The organism is Xanthomonas vesicatoria ATCC 35937 (genome assembly GCF_001908725.1).
GTDB lineage: Bacteria > Pseudomonadota > Gammaproteobacteria > Xanthomonadales > Xanthomonadaceae > Xanthomonas > Xanthomonas vesicatoria.
The window spans coordinates 4336505-4353490 of the sequence record NZ_CP018725.1; the positions used below are offsets into that span (position 1 = coordinate 4336505).

12 protein-coding genes are annotated in these 16986 nt (G+C 65.2%); 10 read left to right on the forward strand and 2 right to left on the reverse strand.

Annotated elements, in window-relative coordinates; all coding sequences use genetic code 11:
* The first annotated feature begins 161 nt into the window (after window positions 1-161).
* The 4 genes from BJD12_RS18985 to pbpC all read left to right on the forward strand — a co-directional run bounded on the left by BJD12_RS18985 (window position 162) and on the right by pbpC (window position 7798).
* Window positions 162-3128 carry a TonB-dependent receptor gene (locus tag BJD12_RS18985; protein WP_042827810.1) on the forward strand — a complete coding sequence of 989 codons (2967 nt, stop codon included), beginning with the start codon at window positions 162-164 and terminating at the stop codon, window positions 3126-3128.
* Between the two features lie 149 nt (window positions 3129-3277).
* Entirely contained in the window at window positions 3278-4225 is a 948-nt protein-coding gene (locus tag BJD12_RS18990) for a glycerophosphodiester phosphodiesterase family protein (RefSeq protein ID WP_058564009.1), read from the forward strand.
* A 273-nt stretch (window positions 4226-4498) separates the two neighbouring features.
* Complete coding sequence (locus tag BJD12_RS18995; RefSeq protein ID WP_042827817.1) at window positions 4499-5290, forward strand: CPBP family glutamic-type intramembrane protease; 792 nt, start codon at window positions 4499-4501, stop codon at window positions 5288-5290.
* Window positions 5291-5380: 90 nt separating this feature from the next.
* Entirely contained in the window at window positions 5381-7798 is a 2418-nt protein-coding gene (gene pbpC / locus BJD12_RS19000) for a penicillin-binding protein 1C (RefSeq protein WP_058564010.1), read from the forward strand.
* Between the two features lie 224 nt (window positions 7799-8022).
* On the opposite strand, the gene BJD12_RS19005 is transcribed toward pbpC, so the two are convergent.
* Together BJD12_RS19005 and BJD12_RS19010 are read right to left on the reverse strand one after the other, a co-directional pair.
* Entirely contained in the window at window positions 8023-8583 is a 561-nt protein-coding gene (locus BJD12_RS19005; protein ID WP_005996162.1) for a ferritin-like domain-containing protein, read from the reverse strand.
* 42 nt (window positions 8584-8625) lie between these two features.
* Entirely contained in the window at window positions 8626-9108 is a 483-nt protein-coding gene (locus BJD12_RS19010; protein WP_005996160.1) for a peroxiredoxin, read from the reverse strand.
* 162 nt (window positions 9109-9270) lie between these two features.
* On the opposite strand from BJD12_RS19010, the gene BJD12_RS19015 reads away from it, so the two are divergent.
* From BJD12_RS19015 to BJD12_RS19040, 6 genes are all read left to right on the forward strand, one after another.
* On the forward strand, window positions 9271-9747 hold the full coding sequence (locus BJD12_RS19015) for an Hsp20/alpha crystallin family protein (RefSeq protein ID WP_005996158.1): 477 nt from the start codon (window positions 9271-9273) through the stop codon (window positions 9745-9747).
* 410 nt (window positions 9748-10157) lie between these two features.
* Window positions 10158-11048, forward strand: a complete 891-nt coding sequence (locus tag BJD12_RS19020) for a DnaJ C-terminal domain-containing protein (RefSeq protein WP_005996156.1) — start codon at window positions 10158-10160, stop codon at window positions 11046-11048.
* Between the two features lie 656 nt (window positions 11049-11704).
* On the forward strand, window positions 11705-12091 hold the full coding sequence (gene pilH / locus BJD12_RS19025) for a twitching motility response regulator PilH (RefSeq protein ID WP_005996155.1): 387 nt from the start codon (window positions 11705-11707) through the stop codon (window positions 12089-12091).
* A 965-nt stretch (window positions 12092-13056) separates the two neighbouring features.
* Window positions 13057-14196: an FtsH protease activity modulator HflK gene (hflK, locus tag BJD12_RS19030; protein ID WP_042828492.1), complete on the forward strand. Its 1140-nt coding sequence runs from the start codon at window positions 13057-13059 to the stop codon at window positions 14194-14196.
* On the forward strand, window positions 14193-15056 hold the full coding sequence (hflC, locus tag BJD12_RS19035; RefSeq protein WP_005996153.1) for a protease modulator HflC: 864 nt from the start codon (window positions 14193-14195) through the stop codon (window positions 15054-15056). The genes hflK and hflC overlap by 4 nt, the downstream gene beginning before the upstream one ends.
* A 502-nt stretch (window positions 15057-15558) precedes the next feature.
* Complete coding sequence (locus BJD12_RS19040) at window positions 15559-16851, forward strand: adenylosuccinate synthase (protein ID WP_005996152.1); 1293 nt, start codon at window positions 15559-15561, stop codon at window positions 16849-16851.
* The last annotated feature ends 135 nt before the right edge of the window (window positions 16852-16986 follow it).

The window sequence follows — 16986 nt, forward strand, 5'->3', positions numbered from 1 at the left end:
GATTTTCTATGATCGTCGGCTTATTGCTTCGCTGAGGGCGCAACTGCTTCGCATTGTCTTCTCGGTGCGATGCGCGCGACACGCAAGGGTCATTTTTGGCGGCTACGGTGGCGTGCTTTCGTACAGGCGCAGCATTTCCTGCTGCGCAACTCCGGGATTCCATGCAGCGCTCCGATTCGTACCGTTTTCAGCTGTCCGTTCTCGCCGTCGCCATCGCGGCATGTTCACCGGCGGTGCAGGCGCAGACCAACGCGACTTCTGCTAGTGCAGAGCGCACCGTTGCATCGTCGCCTGCATCATCCGTAAATCCCGCAGGCGCTAGCGCAGCACCGGGCGACGCAGTCGGCGCCGAATCGGTGGCGTCTTCAGATGAAATATCCAACGCAGACGCATCGCCCGCCGTCACCAAGACCGGCGTGCGAACCCTCGATGCCATGCAAGTCACCGGCGTGCGTCGTGCCAATGCAGCGGCAGCGGAAAGCAAGCGTGCGGCGACCAATATCACCGATGTGATCAGCGCCACCGACGTGCGCGCCCTGCCGGACAGCACCATCGTCGAAGCACTGCGCCGCGTGCCGGGTTTGTCCGTGTTGCCGGCCACCGACAACGAGCATCCGCGCGACGAAGCGGCCACGCCGGTGTTGCGCGGTCTGGGGCCGTCGTACAACAACGTCACCATCGACGGCTTGACCATCGCCTCGCCTGGCACGCCCAACGGCACGCTCGGCTCGATCACCCGCGGCGTGCGGTTGGATCTGCTGCCGGCCTCGATGGTCAGCGAGTTGCAGGTGGTCAAGACCTTCACCCCGGACCTGGATCCCAACGCCACCGGCGGTGCGGTCAATCTCAAGACGCGCAGTGCGTTCGAAAATGGCGGCAAGCCGTTCTTCAGCGCCGAAGCCGCGCTGGGCCACGCCAATGATGTCGGCAAGCCGCGCGATCAGGACGACCCGGGCTATCGCTTGAATGCCACCGGCAGCCGCACCTTCGGCAGCGAACAGCAATACGGCTTCACGCTGTCGGCCAACTACCAGACGCTGAGCAGCTACACCGAAACCCATATGACCACCGACACGGTGCATTACGGGTTCTACGACAACAACGGCGTGCTGCAGACCGGCGCCAATCTCGGCAATGGCTGGGCGGTGCCGCAGCAGGACAAATACTGGTACGTGCAGAACCAGCGCGACCGCTATGGCGTCACCGGCAAGTTCGAGATGCGGCCCAGCGCGGCGCTCGAAGCGTATGCCATGGCCGGTTACTACTATTTCAAGGACAACATGGAGCGCAACGAGGTCATCATCGACCCGCGTAACCGCAACCAGGTGTTCAACCAGACCGCCACGTCCGGCAGTTATCCGGGCGGCGATATCGAGGTGGGATATTCCAACCAGATCGTCACCACGCGCACCAAGGTGGCGCAGTTGGGAACGATCTGGCGACCGACCGACCGGCAGCAGTTTTCCGCGCGTGGCGCGTGGTCCGATGCCACCTACGACGAGCCGATCCGCATGATCAAGTACGCCACCGGCATCAGCCGCGCCGCACCGGTGCCGGTGGGCCAGACCGGCAGTGGCGTGACCCTCAATGCCACGCCCAATTACGCATTCAACTACGACACGTCCGGGTTCGATCAGCGCTTCGGAGTATCGCCGCAGGCCTATAACAACCTGGATAACTACAGCCTGTCGTACTGGCGGCCCGACTACAAACGCACCGCCGCCGATCGCATTCTCACCGGGCGGCTCGATTACGGGTTCAATCAGGGCGAAAGCGATCAGGGCATCGGCTTTGCGGCAGGCGTGTCGTATACCACCGACAAGCCGTCCTACGACATCTATCGCGTCGAATATCAGCCCAACACCAGCGCACCGGCCTTCGGCCTGGCCGACGTGGCCGGCACCGGCAGGGCGCCGATGCGTTACGCCGGGTTGAACCTGATCACCATTGATCCGGACAAGGCCAACCGCGTGCTGGCGGCATCGCCGTTGAGCGCCTTCAACAGCACCGACCAGCAGGCCTTCAGCAACCAGGACAACTTCACCCATACCGAAAAGACTTTCGGCAGCTATGGGCTGGTGAGCTATCGCAGCGATCGGCTCAATGTGCAAGCCGGCGTGCATTTCGACAGCACCAAGCTCGATACGGTGGGCCGCCAGCGCCAACTCGATGCCGCCAGCAACCGCTATGTCTATGTCGATAACCCGACCAGTGCCGATTACGACTATCTGCTGCCGTCGGCCATCCTGACCTACCACCTGACCGACGCGCTGGACCTGCGCGCCGGCGCCAGCCGCACGCTGGGTCGCCCGCCGTACGATGCGTACGCAGCGCGCACCTCGATCGGCTTCGTCAACACGACCGATGCCGGAAACCCGAATGCGCAAGGTGTCACCGTCACCATCGGCAACCCGGACATCAAGCCGCGGGTGTCCAACAACCTGGATCTGTCGCTGGAATGGCGCTTGCCCGGCGACTTCGATGCCTTCGCGTCCACGGCGGTGTTCGACAAGCGTATCCAGGACGAAATCTTTACGCTCTCGCGCACCGACAGCTTCACCTTCGACGGCACCACCTACGCCAATGCCTTGATCAGCACCCCGGCCAATGCGGCCAAGGCGCGCATCCGTGGGGTCGAGTTCAACGGCATCGTCAACACCTTGGCGCCCATCGCGCCGTGGCTCAGCGGTGTGGGCTTCAGTGCCAATTTCGCCGTGCTCGATGGCAGCCTCGACGTGCCGTACAGCGTCGGCAGCGGTACGGCTGTCACTCAGCGCGAACGCAAGCTCGACAACCTGGTTGGCCAACCGGACTACACCGCCAACGCAACGGTGTTCTACAACACCGGCGGGCTGGAGTTGCGTGCGGCCTACAACCGGCAGGGCAAGGCCTTGCGTTCGATCGTCAGCAATATCGATTGGCAGGACCTGTATTGGTCGCCGCGCTCGCAGCTGGATTTCACCGCCACCTATGCCATCAGCAAGCAGCTCAGCGTGATCGGCCAGGTCAGTAACATCACCCACAGCCGCATCACCAGCGTGACTGGGCCAGGGCAGAACCTGCTCAAGGACAGTTACTCGGTGCCCACCACGTACTGGTTTGGTCTGCGCTTTACGCCGACGTTTTGAGCGCGGCGCTTGAGATAAGCCCGTCATCGGCCAGATGCCGATGCCGCGCTAGATCGGACGTGCGAGCGATGCTGACAGCATCCAGCTTGCACGCGCTTTGCCTGGCGTAGATGCCGTCAGGCGATCAGTCACCACTTGAGAGTTGTTTAATGACACTACGTTCTGTTGCCACTGTCGCCGCCATGCTATGCGCGACGCTCGCCAGCCCTGTGAATGCAGCGCCCACCGGCGTCGCGGCGATCCAGGCCCGCTTGACCAACCCGCAGGGCGGCATCGTGGTGGTCGCCCATCGCGGTTGCCACGCGGCCGCGCCGCAGCATGGCTTCACCGAGACCGCACCGGAGAACTCGCTGGCGGCGTTGCAGCGTTGCATCGCCATCGGCGCCGACGTGATGGAAACCGACGTGCGCCGCGCCGCCGACGGCACGTTGGTGATGCTGCATGACGCCACCGTGGACCGCACCACCGATGGCACCGGAAAGCTATCCGAGCTCACGCTGGCCGACCTACAGAAGCTGCGCTTGCGCAGCGACGAAGGCGGCGCGCAGGCACCGCTGACCGACCAGCGCGTGGTCACGCTGGAGCAGATGCTGGCTGCTGCCAAGGGCCACATCCTGCTCAATCTGGACGTCAAGGATGCGATCTACGTGCAGGTGGTCGATGCGGTCACGCGTGCCGGCATGCAGCACCACGTGATCGTCAAGGCCGAAGCCGGCATCGCCACGCCGCCGCTGGCGGGGATGGTGCCGTTCAACACCGTGTACTTCTTCCCGATCCTGATCAACGCGCACGGCACCGCCGATCTGGCCGCGATCGCCACGGCACAGACCCGCAATGCACACCCGATGGCCTTCGAACTGCCCAAGATGGCCGCGTCGCAATTGCCCGCCTTGGTGGCAGTGAGCAAGGCGCACAACGTGCGGCTGATGGTCAACTCGCTGTGGGAAGGGTTCATTGCAGGCTACGGCGGCGACGCCGATGCCGAGCGCGACCCGGACAAGGTCTGGGGCCGGATGTACCGCGATGGTGTGAGCATCATCCAGACCGATGCCCCGGAAGCGTTGCTGGCCTATCGCGCCACACTGGAAAAACGCTGAGCGCGTGGCAGGAGCCAGCAGCGGAAGTGCTGATCGGCGAGCTGCCGAATCAAGCGCCAACGTGTCACCTTGTACAGCGGGCACCAAGAGGCGCCTGACTGCCTGATGCAGCGGTCGCGTGCAACGACCACAGCGCATGCAGGCTGCACAGGAGCCCCCGACTCGCAGGGTTTGGCGAACACGGCCATTGCCTTGATTAGGCGGAAGCCATTGCAGGTATCGGCCCGCACTGGCTACAGTCGGACTCCGACGGTTGCGCTCAAGGATGTCTGCATGTCGCTCGCGTTCCGCGCCTGGCCGTTGGCTCGGCATCTTGTCTGGCTGGCGGTGCTGCTGGTTGCGCTGCAGGTGCGCGATATCGCCAAGGCCATCGGCCTGCCGATTCCCAGGATTCCGGTGCCGTATGGCGGTGCGATCCTCGACAACGGGCTCAGCGTCATCGTCGTGCTGGTGGCGGCCGCCTTGCTCTACCGCAGCACGCCTGGCGATCTGCTCGCGCGCCTGGGGCTGCGCTGGAATGGCCTGGGTGGGCCGCTGTTGACGTTGTGTGCCACGCTGCCGTGCTGGATCGGCCTGTGGACGCAGGCCACCGCGATCGGTACCGATGATGTACTGGGCCTGCTGTGGTTGGCGGTGCTGTTTCCGCTGGCCGAAGAGATCGTGTTCCGCGGGTTCGGCTTCGTGTTCGCCTCTCGTGCGCTTGCGTGGCGCCCGGCGTTGGCCGCGCTATTGCAGGCGCTGGTGTTCGGCGCCGTGCATTGGTTTGGGGCCGGCGGTGGTGGCGGGGAGGCACTGCTGATCTTCGCCATCACCGGGATCGGAGCGCTGCTGTTTGCCATCGTCGACGCGCAGGATGGCTACACGATCTGGAGCGGATGGGTGCTGCATGTCTCGCTCAACGCAGCCTGGACGGTCTTTGCGGTGTCCGACTCGGCCGCCAGTGGCTGGCTGGGGATGGCGCTGCGCTTGTCGGCGGTGTTGCTGGCAATGGGGTTGCTACGTGCATTCGTCAGGCCTGCCGGCCTGCACAGCACTGTCGTCGCTGCCCGGGCGCAGCAACCCTAGCGCCGCGGCTGATCAGCCGGCGATGGCAAGACGGCCGCCCGCACCGCGTGGCAGTGGCCGAAATGCGTTTTGCCCTGCATGCTTTGCACGATGGACGAACAACCGCAGGCGCAGACAGGGATGGACCGGACGCCGCCGCGCCCGCGTGCGTCGCAACAACAGGACCGCCGCCGCCATTGGTTGCGCTGGCTGCGCTGGAGTTCGGCCGCGCTGCTCGCTGTGTTGCTGCTGCTGGATCTGGCCTTCCCGCTGCCGCTGCCCAAATCCCGCGATACCTCGACATTGGTCGTCGCACGCGACGGCACGCCATTGCGCGCGTTCGCCGATCGCAACGGCGTGTGGCGCTATCCCGCAAGCCCGGAGACGGTGTCGCCGCTCTATCTGCAGGCCTTGCTGAACTACGAAGACCGCTGGTTCTGGCGCCATCCCGGCGTGAACCCATGGGGCTTGTTGCGTGCCGGCGGGCAGTGGCTGGGGCACGGGCGCATCGTCTCCGGCGGCTCCACGCTGACCATGCAGGTGGCACGCATCCTGGACCCGCACACGCGCACGCCGTGGGGCAAGGCCAAGCAATTGCTGCGCGCGCTGCAGCTGGAAGCGCATCTGAGCAAGCGCGAAATTCTCACCCTGTATCTGGAGCGCGCGCCCTACGGCGGCACCATCGAAGGCGTGGACGCGGCCAGTTGGGCGTATCTGGGCAAGCCGGCCAAGGCGTTGTCGCAGGCCGAAGCGGCGTTGCTGGCGGTGTTGCCGCAATCGCCCAGCCGGCTGCGCCCGGACCGTCACCCGGAAGCGGCGCAACGTGCGCGCGACAAGGTGCTCGACCGCATGGTGGAACTGGGCGTGTGGTCACGCGCGCAGGTGGACGATGCCCGCATCGAGCCGGTGGTCACGCGCTCGCTGAAGCCGCCATTGCATGCCGCGCTGCTGGCGCAGCGTCTGCACAGCGCGCAACCGCGTGCTGCACGTATCGTGACCACGTTGGATGTGGAATTGCAGCGCACGCTGGAAGAACGCGTGGGTACGTATTTTTCGCAATTGCCCGAGCGCACCTCGGCCGCCTTGCTGGTGGTCGACAACGCCACGATGGAAGCGCGCGCCTATGTCGGCTCGGCCAGCTTCGGCGATCGCAAAGGGCTGGGGCATGTGGACATGGTGCAGGCCTGGCGGTCACCAGGCTCCACGCTCAAACCGTTCCTGTACGGCATGGCGCTGGACGATGGCCTGATCCATTCGGAAAGCTTGCTGGTGGATGCGCCGCAGAGCTTTGGCAACTACCGGCCCGGCAACTTCGATGCCGCCTTCAACGGGCCGGTGAGCGCGGCCACCGCATTGCGCCTGTCGTTGAATGTGCCGGCGGTGGATCTGCTCGATCGCATCGGCCCGGCACGCTTTGCCGCGCGGCTGTCCAATGCCGGTATTGCGCTGCACTTCCCGCGTGGCAGCACGCCATCGCTGGCGTTGATCCTGGGCGGCACCGGCGCGCAATTGCAGGAATTGGTGGGCGCGTTCGCGTCGCTCAATCGTGGCGGCATTGCCGGGCGCGTGCGCTACACGCCGGACGATGCACGGATCGACCGACGCCTGATGTCGCCAGGTGCGGCCTGGATCGTGCGGGAGATATTGCAGAGCAATCCACGCCCCGGCTACGGCAGCGGCACCTTCGACACCGCCGCGCGCCCCGGCGTGGCCTGGAAGACCGGCACCAGTTACGGCTACCGCGATGCCTGGGCCATTGGCGGTACGCGGCGCTACACCGTTGGTGTATGGGTTGGCCGCCCGGATGGCACGCCGTTGCCCGGCCAGTACGGTGCGGTGACCGCATTGCCGCTGATGTTCGAAGTCATCGACGCATTGCCGCGCAACGCCGGCGACAGTGCACCGCTGCCGATGCCGGCAACGGTGCAGGCAAGGGAGATCTGCTGGCCGCTCGGTGGCGCGTTGGAGCAGACGCCGCCGGCACTGTGTGCCCGCCGTGCCGAGGCCTATGCACTGGATGGCGCGCTGCCACCCACCTTCGCCGAGCGCGACGCGCGCCTGTGGCAAAGCGGGCGGCTGCAGTTCGAGGTGGATGCGCGCAGCGGCCAGCGGCTGTCGCAGGAATGCACACAGCCGCACGTGCGCACGTCACGCGCGTTGGCACGCTGGCCGGCACTGGTGTCGCCCTGGCTGAGTGCGGCAGAACGTACAGCCGCGCAGTTGCCGCCACTGGCACCGGACTGTCTGCCGGACGGGCGCATGACCGGCGGCGGCGTGCTGCGTATCGATGGGCTGAGCGACCGCGCCACCTTGGCGCGCGCAAACGACACCGCGCGCCCGGTGCGCCTGCAGTTGCGCGCGCTGGGCAGCGAGGCGCGCATCGACTGGCTGCTGGACGGTCGCTGGATTGCACAGACCGACGGGCGCCAGGGATTCCAGCGCGACTTTGCCGAGGTGGGGGAGCACACGCTCACCGCCATGGCCAGCGACGGCGCCTGGACCCAGGTGCGGTTTCGCGTCTTGCGTTGAGTGGGGAAGTGGTCGCGCTCCTCGAAGCGCGCCCGGGTGCGAAGGAGCCGTTACTGGTAGGGCTTCATCGCGCCCAGGTGCGCTCCTACACGCAACATGGTTGAGCTAGTCCACACTTTGTCCAAACGTTGTCCAAAACAAGACAGGGCGCCAACGGCGCCCTGTCTTGTTTGTACCTTCGACCATGCAGTGGCATCGGCGCACTCAGCACCGACGCACGCCACTCACTCGCCGATCCAGCCTTCCAGCATGTCTGCGAACTCGTCGGCATGCTCTTCTTCCTGAGCAAGAATGCTTTCCAGGATGCGCTTGGTGGTGGTGTCCTTGTCGCCGATGAAGTCGATCATCTCGCGGTAGCTGTCGATGGCGATGCGCTCGGCGATCAGGTTTTCCTTGACCATGTCGCGCAGATCGGTGCCTTCCTTGTATTCGGCGTGCGAGCGCTTGGTCAGCGTGTCCGGATTGAGGTCCGGTTCGCCGCCCAGCTGCACGATGCGCTCGGCCAGCTTGTGCGCGTGCGCCTGTTCCTGCTGCGCATGCTCCAGGAACTCGCCCTTGACCGCGTCGGCCAGCATGCCCTTGGCCATGAAGTAGTGGCGGTAATAGCGCAGCGTGCACACGTACTCGGTGGCGAGCGCAGTGTTGAGCAGTTCGATCACTTTCTCGCGATCGGCGTGGTAGCTCTCGGTAATGGCGCCGTCTTCGATGCTCTGGCGTGCGCGTGCGCGCAAGGTGGCGGTATCGGTGATACCGGCGGGGGTCGTGGTGGCTGGCTGATCAGACATGGCTGGCCGTTTTCCTTCTGAGTGGACGGGGGAATCGTTTTTTTAAGCGGGCAGATGCTGCAGCACGTAATCGGCGGCAGACACCTTGAACTCGCCGGGTTCTTCGACGAACAGGGCTTTGACCACCCCGTCGTCGGCATACAGCGCGTAGCGGCGCGAGCGCAGGCCCATGCCCGAGCCGCTGGCGTCGATTTCAAGGCCCAGCGCGCGGACCAGTTCGGCGTTGCCGTCGGGCAACAGATGCAGGCCATCGGGAACCAGTTGGCTACGGCCCCAGGCCTGCATCACGAACGGGTCGTTGACGGCGGTACACAACACTTCGATACCGCGTTTGCGGAACTCCTCGAAGTGCTCCACGTAGCCCGGCAGGTGCTTGGCCGAGCAGGTTGGCGTGAATGCGCCCGGTACCGCAAACAGCAATACCTTGCGGCCGGCAAACAGACTATGCGTGTCGACTGCTTCGATGCCGTCGCGCATGCGCTTGAGCACCACTTCGGGAATGCTGTCACCAACGGCGATGGTCATGGGGTGGGGCTCCTGTGGCTGAACGAAGTCTAGAAAAGGGCAGGGGAAAAGCGCGTCAACGCGCTTGAAATCCGCAGGGCCACGCCTATCTGACGCACATGGCCGGCGCGGTGGTGCATGCCGCAGCCGCCGGCCCGTCACCCAACCTTTTGGAGGCTTGCAATGAACATCGTTCGTTATCCCCAGTGGCCCACGCACGCCCTGCAAAACGAGATCAAGCACGTGTTCGATCGTTTCTTCGAACAGAACAGCGATACCGACGAATCGGCCGTGGTCACCGCCCAATGGGTGCCGCGCGTGGATATCAAGGAAGAGCCCAACCACTTCGTGCTCTATGCCGATCTGCCGGGTATCGACCCCAGCCAGATCGAGGTGCAGATGGACAAGGGCATCCTATCGATCAAGGGCGAGCGCAAGAGCGAGTCCAGCACCGAGACCGAGCGCTTCTCGCGCATCGAGCGCCGCTACGGCAGCTTCCACCGCCGCTTCGCGCTGCCCGACAGTGCCGATGCCGATGGCATCACGGCCGCCGGCCATAATGGCGTGCTGGAAATCCGCATTCCCAAGCGCCCGGCCGCGACCCCGCGCCGCATTCAGGTCGGCAATGGGCAGGACACCAGCGGTAGTACCGTGCAGTAAGCGCTATCGCAGCGCGTGTATGTGCAGCGGTAGCTGGCCGGGGCCGGGGTTTGGGGTGTGCATGACACCCAAGGCCCGGTCACGATCCCGGTTGCAGGGCCGCGGCATCGCGGCGTGCTGCCAGGCATGTGCTGCCGAGCAATGGCCCTGGAGCGGGTCACCGACTTCGCTCCCCGGCGACGGCCGCGCCGTAGAATAGGCGCGGTCGCCCGCCCGGCTGCGAAGAGATCGGCCAGCAACCCAGTTGCGTGACTGCCCCGCGGGCGCGGTTGGTGTCTGGAATCGACAGGTACAGCACGTGCCTGCGGCTCCCACCCCCCGCGCCATGCACGGCCGCCACAACCTGGTGTCTGCCTCTCGAACTGGCTCGTGGCCCTGGCTGCGGGCCGTTTTTTTCCAGAGGTGAATAGATGGAATTCAAGGATTACTACGCAACGCTGGGCGTCGAACCCAGCGCGGGCGATGCGGAGATCAAGACCGCGTACCGCCGATTGGCGCGCAAGTATCACCCCGACGTCAGCAAGGAAGCCGGCGCCGAAGACAAGTTCAAGGCGATCAACGAAGCCTACGAGGCGCTGCGCGACCCTCAAAAGCGCAAGGCCTACGACCAGTTGAAGGCGCAGGGCTATCGCCCGGGCGACGAGTTTCAGGCACCGCCCAGTTACGGTGGCGGGCAGGGCTTCGACTATGAAGAGGTGTTCGGCAACGGTGGTGCCGGCGGCGGCTTCAGCGACTTTTTCGAAAGCCTGTTCGCCGGCCAGCGCGGTGGCCGTCCGCGCGGTGCCGGTCCTGGCGCAGGGCCGGGGCCGCAGGCGCGTGGCGACACCCGCGCCAAGCTGGCGGTACCGCTGGAAGCGGTGTATTCGGGCGACAGCGTCCGCATCACCATCAACGGCAAGCAGCTGGACGTGCGCGTGCCCAAGGGCGTGCAGCCCGGCCAGGTGATTCGCCTGAGCGGGCAGGGCAACGGCGGCGGCAATCTGCTGCTGGAGATCGAATACGCCGCGCACCCGCAGTTCGAGGTGGACGGGCGCAACATCCTGTACACCTTGCAGGTCATGCCTTGGCAGGCGGCGCTGGGCACCACCATCAGCGTGCCCACCCTGGGCGGCTCGGTGGAATTGAAGGTGCCCGCCGACTCGGAGGCAGGCCGCAAGCTGCGCCTGCGCGGCCGCGGCCTGCCGGGTACCACCCCGGGGGATCAGATCGTGGAGCTGGAAGTCCTGGCCCCGGCCCCCACCGACGACGCCCAGAAAAAGGCCTACCGCAACCTGGCCAAGGCCTTCGGCGAGACGGTGTGAGGTCCGCTGCGCCTCTCTTTTTGTAGAGAGGCGCTGGGGTCTAATCCCTTTCCCTGGTCAACGTCGCAAGGTCCGAGAGGCGCTAGCTTCAAAAGCCTTGGCGCCAGGTCGATATGTTTCTAGGTGCAAGTGTTTTTCTTTGGTGACTTTGCTGGCGTTATCGAAAAGCGCGATCCAGAGACCTTAGGTCCAATGCCTTTCCGGGTGCAGATGCGCCAGGTCTAGACGCCTCCTGCGTGATCGACAACTCCGTCGCAACCTCCCGCCGCGAAGCGCGAGCCTTCCCCCCACGAGGAGGTTCGAGAGCCCCTCTCCTGCGGGAGAGGGGTTGGGGGTGAGGATACGGCTGCCCGGTGGCGCCCCCCCGGCGTCAGTCACGTTGGCCGGGTGGCAGTCCACGTATCAGTTGCGCGCCGCGAGCGAAGCTGCACTCGGGCATTCCTCCAACAGTGAGCGGCAGCACGCGCAGTCGATACGCGACGGATCGCCTGCGCCTTGCTTCCAACCCCTCACCGCCCACCACAGCACACAGGGTTGCGAAGATGCGCACGGCTTGCGCCGCGCCGCAGCACCGCCTTCGACCATCGCGCTACCGCCCCCAGCTACCGAAAGCGCAGCCGGCGCACTACACTCGCCGCGCACACTAGGGGAAACACATGGCACGCATCTTGATCGTCGACGACTCGCCGTCGCAGCTGCTGGGGATTCAGCGCATCGTCGAGAAGCTGGGGCACGAAACCATCACCGCCACCGATGGCGCCGCCGGCGTGGAAGCGGCCAAGGAGTCGCTGCCGGATCTGGTGTTGATGGACGTGGTGATGCCCAACCTCAACGGTTTCCAGGCCACACGCACGCTCAAGCGCGAGCCCACCACCCAGCACATCCCGGTGATCCTGGTGACCACCAAGGATCAGGACACCGACCGTATGTGGGGCATGCGCCAGGGCGCGCGCGCCTACATCACCAAGCCGTTTTCAGAAGACGAATTGCTGGAAGTGATGGAGCGAGTCTTCAACCAGAAGGAAGAGCCGCCGAAGGCGTGATCGCTGACATCCGCGGCAACTGGGTCGGAAGTCTCGGCCTATCGCTTCCAGGGTCATCGCTGTAGCGACAGGCAATCGCCTCGGCGCCAACGCCAACCGGGACTGCAGCTGTCTGCGCTCATGCGCGCGCTCGCTTATCGGGCGCGCCGGGTGCGGCAACGCCGATGGGGTGACTTGGTGGTTTCGCCGCTCCGCCGCATGCGAGCATGCAGTGCTCCGTCGCTGCCCACGCTGTCGATGGCATAGGGCGACAGCACGCCCCTAATCATCGCGTCCGTGCAGTTGCGGCACGAGACCGAAATGCGCCTCCGCAATCGCACTCGCTACACGCCGGGCTGCCGCACTGGTCACCGAGCCGGTATAGCAGGCGTAGAGCCCGATCAGTTAGTTGGCCGATAGCCAGTCACGGTCCTGCAAGCGCGACGCTGCAGTCGCTGTAAAGCGCAGCGATGCATTGTGTGCCACAGCACCGGTCTCCTTCGATCACCGCTGTCCATTGCTGCACTAGCCGTCCATTCAAGGCCGATCCGCCGATGCGCGTAGTGGCCTCACCTACGCGTGATGCCATGGATCAGCGCGGCAGAGTCGCTATCGAATCGAGGCACTTGTGGGCGGTCGCAGTGTCGAGCTATCAAGAGCGTGAGCGGCAGCCACTGGTGCATTGGCCAAGCTTGGTCTGTGCGACCCGATCTGTGGCCAGCGGAGCGTCTACCCGGCGCCCTCGGTCTCGGCGCCCATTTTGCGCATTGACGACTTCTTGCGACCCGAAACCTGGCGCCGCTACCTCGGCTCCAACCCGGCTGGAACACCCAAAGCCCCTGATCCACCCCGCCGGCTAAACCGCCGATGCACCAATCAGGGCCTTTCAAAACGGCCGGTCTGCCCCATCTAGTAGAATCGGCGAATCAAACAACACGGCGGCACTGCGGGACTGGCCCGCACAGCCCCTCGATCATGGAGCGTGCATGGCCTGGAACACACCCGGCAACAAGGGCGGAGACGGCCCGGATCCCAACCGTCGCAGGTCCTGGGGCCCGCGTGGTGGTGGCAACGGTGGTGGCTGGGGCAATCTGCCCGCCCCGTTGAAGGAGCTGTTGGACGGCGGCGTGGGGCGCTGGATTCTGGTCGCGGTGGTGCTGATGGTGCTGTTCTCCAGCTTCCAGCTCATCGGCGAGCAGCAGCGTGGCGTGGTGCTGCGCTTCGGGCAGTTCTCGCGCATCCTGCAGCCCGGTCCCAACTTCAAGCTGCCCTGGCCGATCGAATCGGTGCGCAAGGTCAATGCAACCGAGATCAAGACCTTCAGCAATCAGGTGCCGGTGCTGACCCGCGACGAGAACATCGTCAACGTCTCGCTCAACGTGCAGTACCAGATCAGCGACCCGCGCAAGTATCTGTTCGGCTCGCGCAATGCCGATCTGGTGCTGGAACAGGCCGCGCAGAGTGCCGTGCGTGAGCAGGTGGGGCGGTCCGACCTCAATACCGTGCTCAACAATCGCGGCCCGCTGGCGATCGCATCCAAGGATCGTTTGCAACTGGCGCTTGATGCCTACAACACCGGCCTGGCCGTGACCGGCGTGACCCTGCCGGACGCACGTCCGCCGGAAGAAGTGAAGCCGGCCTTCGACGAGGTCAACGGTGCCCAGCAGGTGCGCGAGCGCCTGATCAACGAGGCCCAGGCCTACGCTGCCAAGGTGGTGCCGGAAGCGCGCGGCCAGGGTGCCCGCACCCGTACCGGCGCCGAAGGCTATAAGCAGGCGGTGATCTCCAAGGCCGAAGGCGACGCCGACCGCTTCACCCTGCTGCAGGAGCAGTACGCCGGTGCCCCCGAGGTCACGCGTAAGCGCCTGTGGCTGGAAACCGTGCAGAAGGTGTTGTCGGAGAACCGCAAGGTGATCGGCAGCGACGGTCGCCAGGTCATCTATGTGCCGCTGCCTGCCGATTCCGGCAAGGCTGCCAACACCGGTGGCAACGCGGGCAATAGCGGCATGCCGTCGATGGTGCCGCAGGATGTGCTGTTGAATCCGCCGCAAAGCGCCACCAGCGAGGCCATCCGCAACCCGGAACGCGGCCCGCGTCCGACCGGCCGTGAGGGAACCGAACAATGAAGAATTCGCTAGTCATCGGCCTGATCGTCGCCGTGTTGCTGACCCTGATGGGCTCGGTGTTCGTGGTGCGCGAAGACCAGACCGCCATGGTGCTCAACCTGGGCCGCGTGGTGCGTGCCGACCTCAAGCCCGGCCTGCACTTCAAGATTCCGGTGGTGGAATCAGTGCGCGTGTTCGATCGCCGCTTCCAGGTGCTGGACACCGCCCCGGCGCGGTATTTCACCGCCGAGCAAAAAGACGTGAGCGTGGACTTCTTCGCCATCGGCTACATCTCCGATGTGCGGGCGTTCTATCGCGCCACCGGTGGTGAAGAGTCCGTGGCCAATTCGCGCCTAGCCCCGATCATCACCGACTCGCTGCGCAACCAGATCAACTCGCGCACCTTGCAGCAGTTGGTCTCCGGCGACCGCAGCGAATTGATCGCCAGTCAGCTCAAGGGCATCAACGGAGCGATCAAGGGCTTGGGGATGCAGATCACCGACCTGCGCATCAAGCAGATCGACCTGCCAACCGACAGCCAGGTGATCACCGACGTCTACGAGCGCATGCGCGCCCAGCGCAAGCAGGAAGCCAGCAAGCTGCGCGCCGAAGGCGAAGAGCAGGCGCTGACCATCCGTGCGCAAGCCGACCGCGAAAGCACGGTGATCAAGGCAGACGCTGAACGCGATGCGCAGAAATTGCGTGGCGAAGGCGACGCCGATGCCGCCCGCATCTACGGCCAGGCCGGCGCAAAGGACCCTTCGTTCTATGCCTTCTACCGCAGCCTGGAGGCCTATCGCGAATCGATGACCGACGGCAACGGCGTGGTGGTGCTGGACAAGAACGACCCGTTCCTGCAGTACCTCAAGAGCGATCGCTAATCGCTCGGCTTTGAACCGACAACGCCCGCGTCATGCGGGCGTTGTCGTATGCGCCGTCGCGGCGAGACAGGCATGGGTCACTGCATCGCTGCCCCAAGTCCCTGTCGTCGTAGGAGAGCACCCGGGCGCGACCGCGTACCGGGAATGCCTGTCGCGCCCTGGTGTGCTCCTACGAGCCATTGGGATTGTCGTTACGGTGATACTCCCGGGCTGGGGCCTGCAGCGCTCGGCGCACCGGCCCCCGACAGCCAGCCGCAATCTGACCAGCCCCCGGTTCGCCGCCTGCCAGGGGTAGTGCACGTCACCCGAAACCCGGATAATGCACAAAAGCCGGCCGGGCACGCTCCAACCAGAGCACCCCGTTCGGCTTTTTCCGTGTCCGGGCTGGTCGCCGCTGCAACGCTCCCCGATGGAGCCGCGCGCACGGTGGCGCCGCCCGCCCCGAACCGGTCCCATCCCGCGGCCCCGATGGCCGCAGTAAAACTTGAGGAGTTCACCCGTCATGGGTCAGTCAGTTGTCGTGCTCGGTGCCCAGTGGGGCGATGAAGGCAAAGGCAAGATCGTCGATCTGCTTACCGAAGAGATCGGTGCGGTCGTCCGCTTCCAGGGCGGCCACAACGCCGGCCATACGCTGGTCATCAACGGCAAGAAGACCGTCTTGCATCTGATCCCGTCCGGCATCCTGCGCGACGACGCGCTGTGCCTGATCGGCAACGGCGTGGTGATCTCCCCGGCCGCGCTGATCAAGGAAATCAGCGAGCTGGAAGGCGCCGGCGTGGAAGTGCGTTCGCGCCTGAAGATCTCCCCGGCCGCGCCATTGATCATGCCGTACCACATCGCCCTGGATCAGGCGCGCGAGAAGGCCGCCGGCGGCAAGGCCATCGGTACCACCGGCCGCGGTATCGGCCCGGCGTACGAAGACAAGGTGGCGCGTCGCGGTATCCGCATCGCCGACCTGCATTACCCGCCGCAGCTGGAAGAACTGCTGCGGACCGCGCTGGATTACCACAACTTCGTGCTGACCAAGTACCTGGGCGTTGAAGCGGTCGATTTCCAGAAAACCTACGACGAAGCGCTGGCGTTCGGCGAGTACGTGCAGCCGATGAAGTACGACGTGGCCGGCATCCTGCATGACCTGCGCAAGCAGGGGAAGCGGGTGCTGTTCGAAGGCGCGCAGGGCGCGTTGCTGGACATCGACCACGGCACCTATCCGTACGTCACCAGCTCCAACACCACCGTGGGCGGCGCACTGGCCGGCACCGGCGTGGGCGCCGATGCCATCGACTACGTGCTGGGCATCGCCAAGGCCTATGCCACGCGCGTGGGCGGTGGCCCGTTCCCGACCGAACTGGACGACGAAGTGGGCCAGGGCATCCGCGACCGCGGTGCCGAATACGGCGCCTCCACCGGCCGCCCGCGTCGTTGCGGCTGGATGGACATCGTTGCGCTCAAGCGTGCGGTGGCCATCAACGGCATTTCCGGCCTGTGCATCACCAAGCTCGACGTGCTCGACGGCATGGAAAAGCTCAAGGTCTGCATCGCCTACGAATACCGCGGCAAGCGCACCGAATACGCGCCGCTGGACGCACAGGGCTGGGAAGAATGCACCCCGGTGTACCTGGAGTTCCCGGGCTGGACCGAAAACACCCACGGCATCACCGTATGGGACGAGTTGCCGCCTGCTGCACGCGCCTACCTGCGCGCGCTGGAAGAACTGGCCGGCTGCCCGATCAGCATCGTCTCCACCGGTCCGGACCGCGACCACACCATGGTGCTGCAGGACCCGTTTGCCTGAGCGGCTGACACCGCGTAGCAAGACCCAACGGCCCGGCTTGTCCGGGCCGTTGGCGTTTGCGCATTTCTTGAGCCATTGGCATGACTTCCGGCGGTGCGCACGAACAAGGGCGCAAGGGATCATGAGCGGCTCGGG

What these genes read in the sequence shown, in the direction of transcription:
- pbpC (WP_058564010.1), top strand. Translation starts at nt 5,381, where the DNA reads ATGGACGAACAACCGCAGGCGCAGACAGGGATGGACCGGACGCCGCCG.
- hflK (WP_042828492.1), top strand. Translation starts at nt 13,057, where the DNA reads ATGGCCTGGAACACACCCGGCAACAAGGGCGGAGACGGCCCGGATCCC.
- BJD12_RS19005 (WP_005996162.1), bottom strand. Translation starts at nt 8,583, where the DNA reads ATGTCTGATCAGCCAGCCACCACGACCCCCGCCGGTATCACCGATACC.
- BJD12_RS19015 (WP_005996158.1), top strand. Translation starts at nt 9,271, where the DNA reads ATGAACATCGTTCGTTATCCCCAGTGGCCCACGCACGCCCTGCAAAAC.
- BJD12_RS18985 (WP_042827810.1), top strand. Translation starts at nt 162, where the DNA reads ATGCAGCGCTCCGATTCGTACCGTTTTCAGCTGTCCGTTCTCGCCGTC.
- BJD12_RS19040 (WP_005996152.1), top strand. Translation starts at nt 15,559, where the DNA reads ATGGGTCAGTCAGTTGTCGTGCTCGGTGCCCAGTGGGGCGATGAAGGC.
- BJD12_RS19010 (WP_005996160.1), bottom strand. Translation starts at nt 9,108, where the DNA reads ATGACCATCGCCGTTGGTGACAGCATTCCCGAAGTGGTGCTCAAGCGC.
- BJD12_RS18995 (WP_042827817.1), top strand. Translation starts at nt 4,499, where the DNA reads ATGTCGCTCGCGTTCCGCGCCTGGCCGTTGGCTCGGCATCTTGTCTGG.
- BJD12_RS19020 (WP_005996156.1), top strand. Translation starts at nt 10,158, where the DNA reads ATGGAATTCAAGGATTACTACGCAACGCTGGGCGTCGAACCCAGCGCG.
- pilH (WP_005996155.1), top strand. Translation starts at nt 11,705, where the DNA reads ATGGCACGCATCTTGATCGTCGACGACTCGCCGTCGCAGCTGCTGGGG.
- hflC (WP_005996153.1), top strand. Translation starts at nt 14,193, where the DNA reads ATGAAGAATTCGCTAGTCATCGGCCTGATCGTCGCCGTGTTGCTGACC.
- BJD12_RS18990 (WP_058564009.1), top strand. Translation starts at nt 3,278, where the DNA reads ATGACACTACGTTCTGTTGCCACTGTCGCCGCCATGCTATGCGCGACG.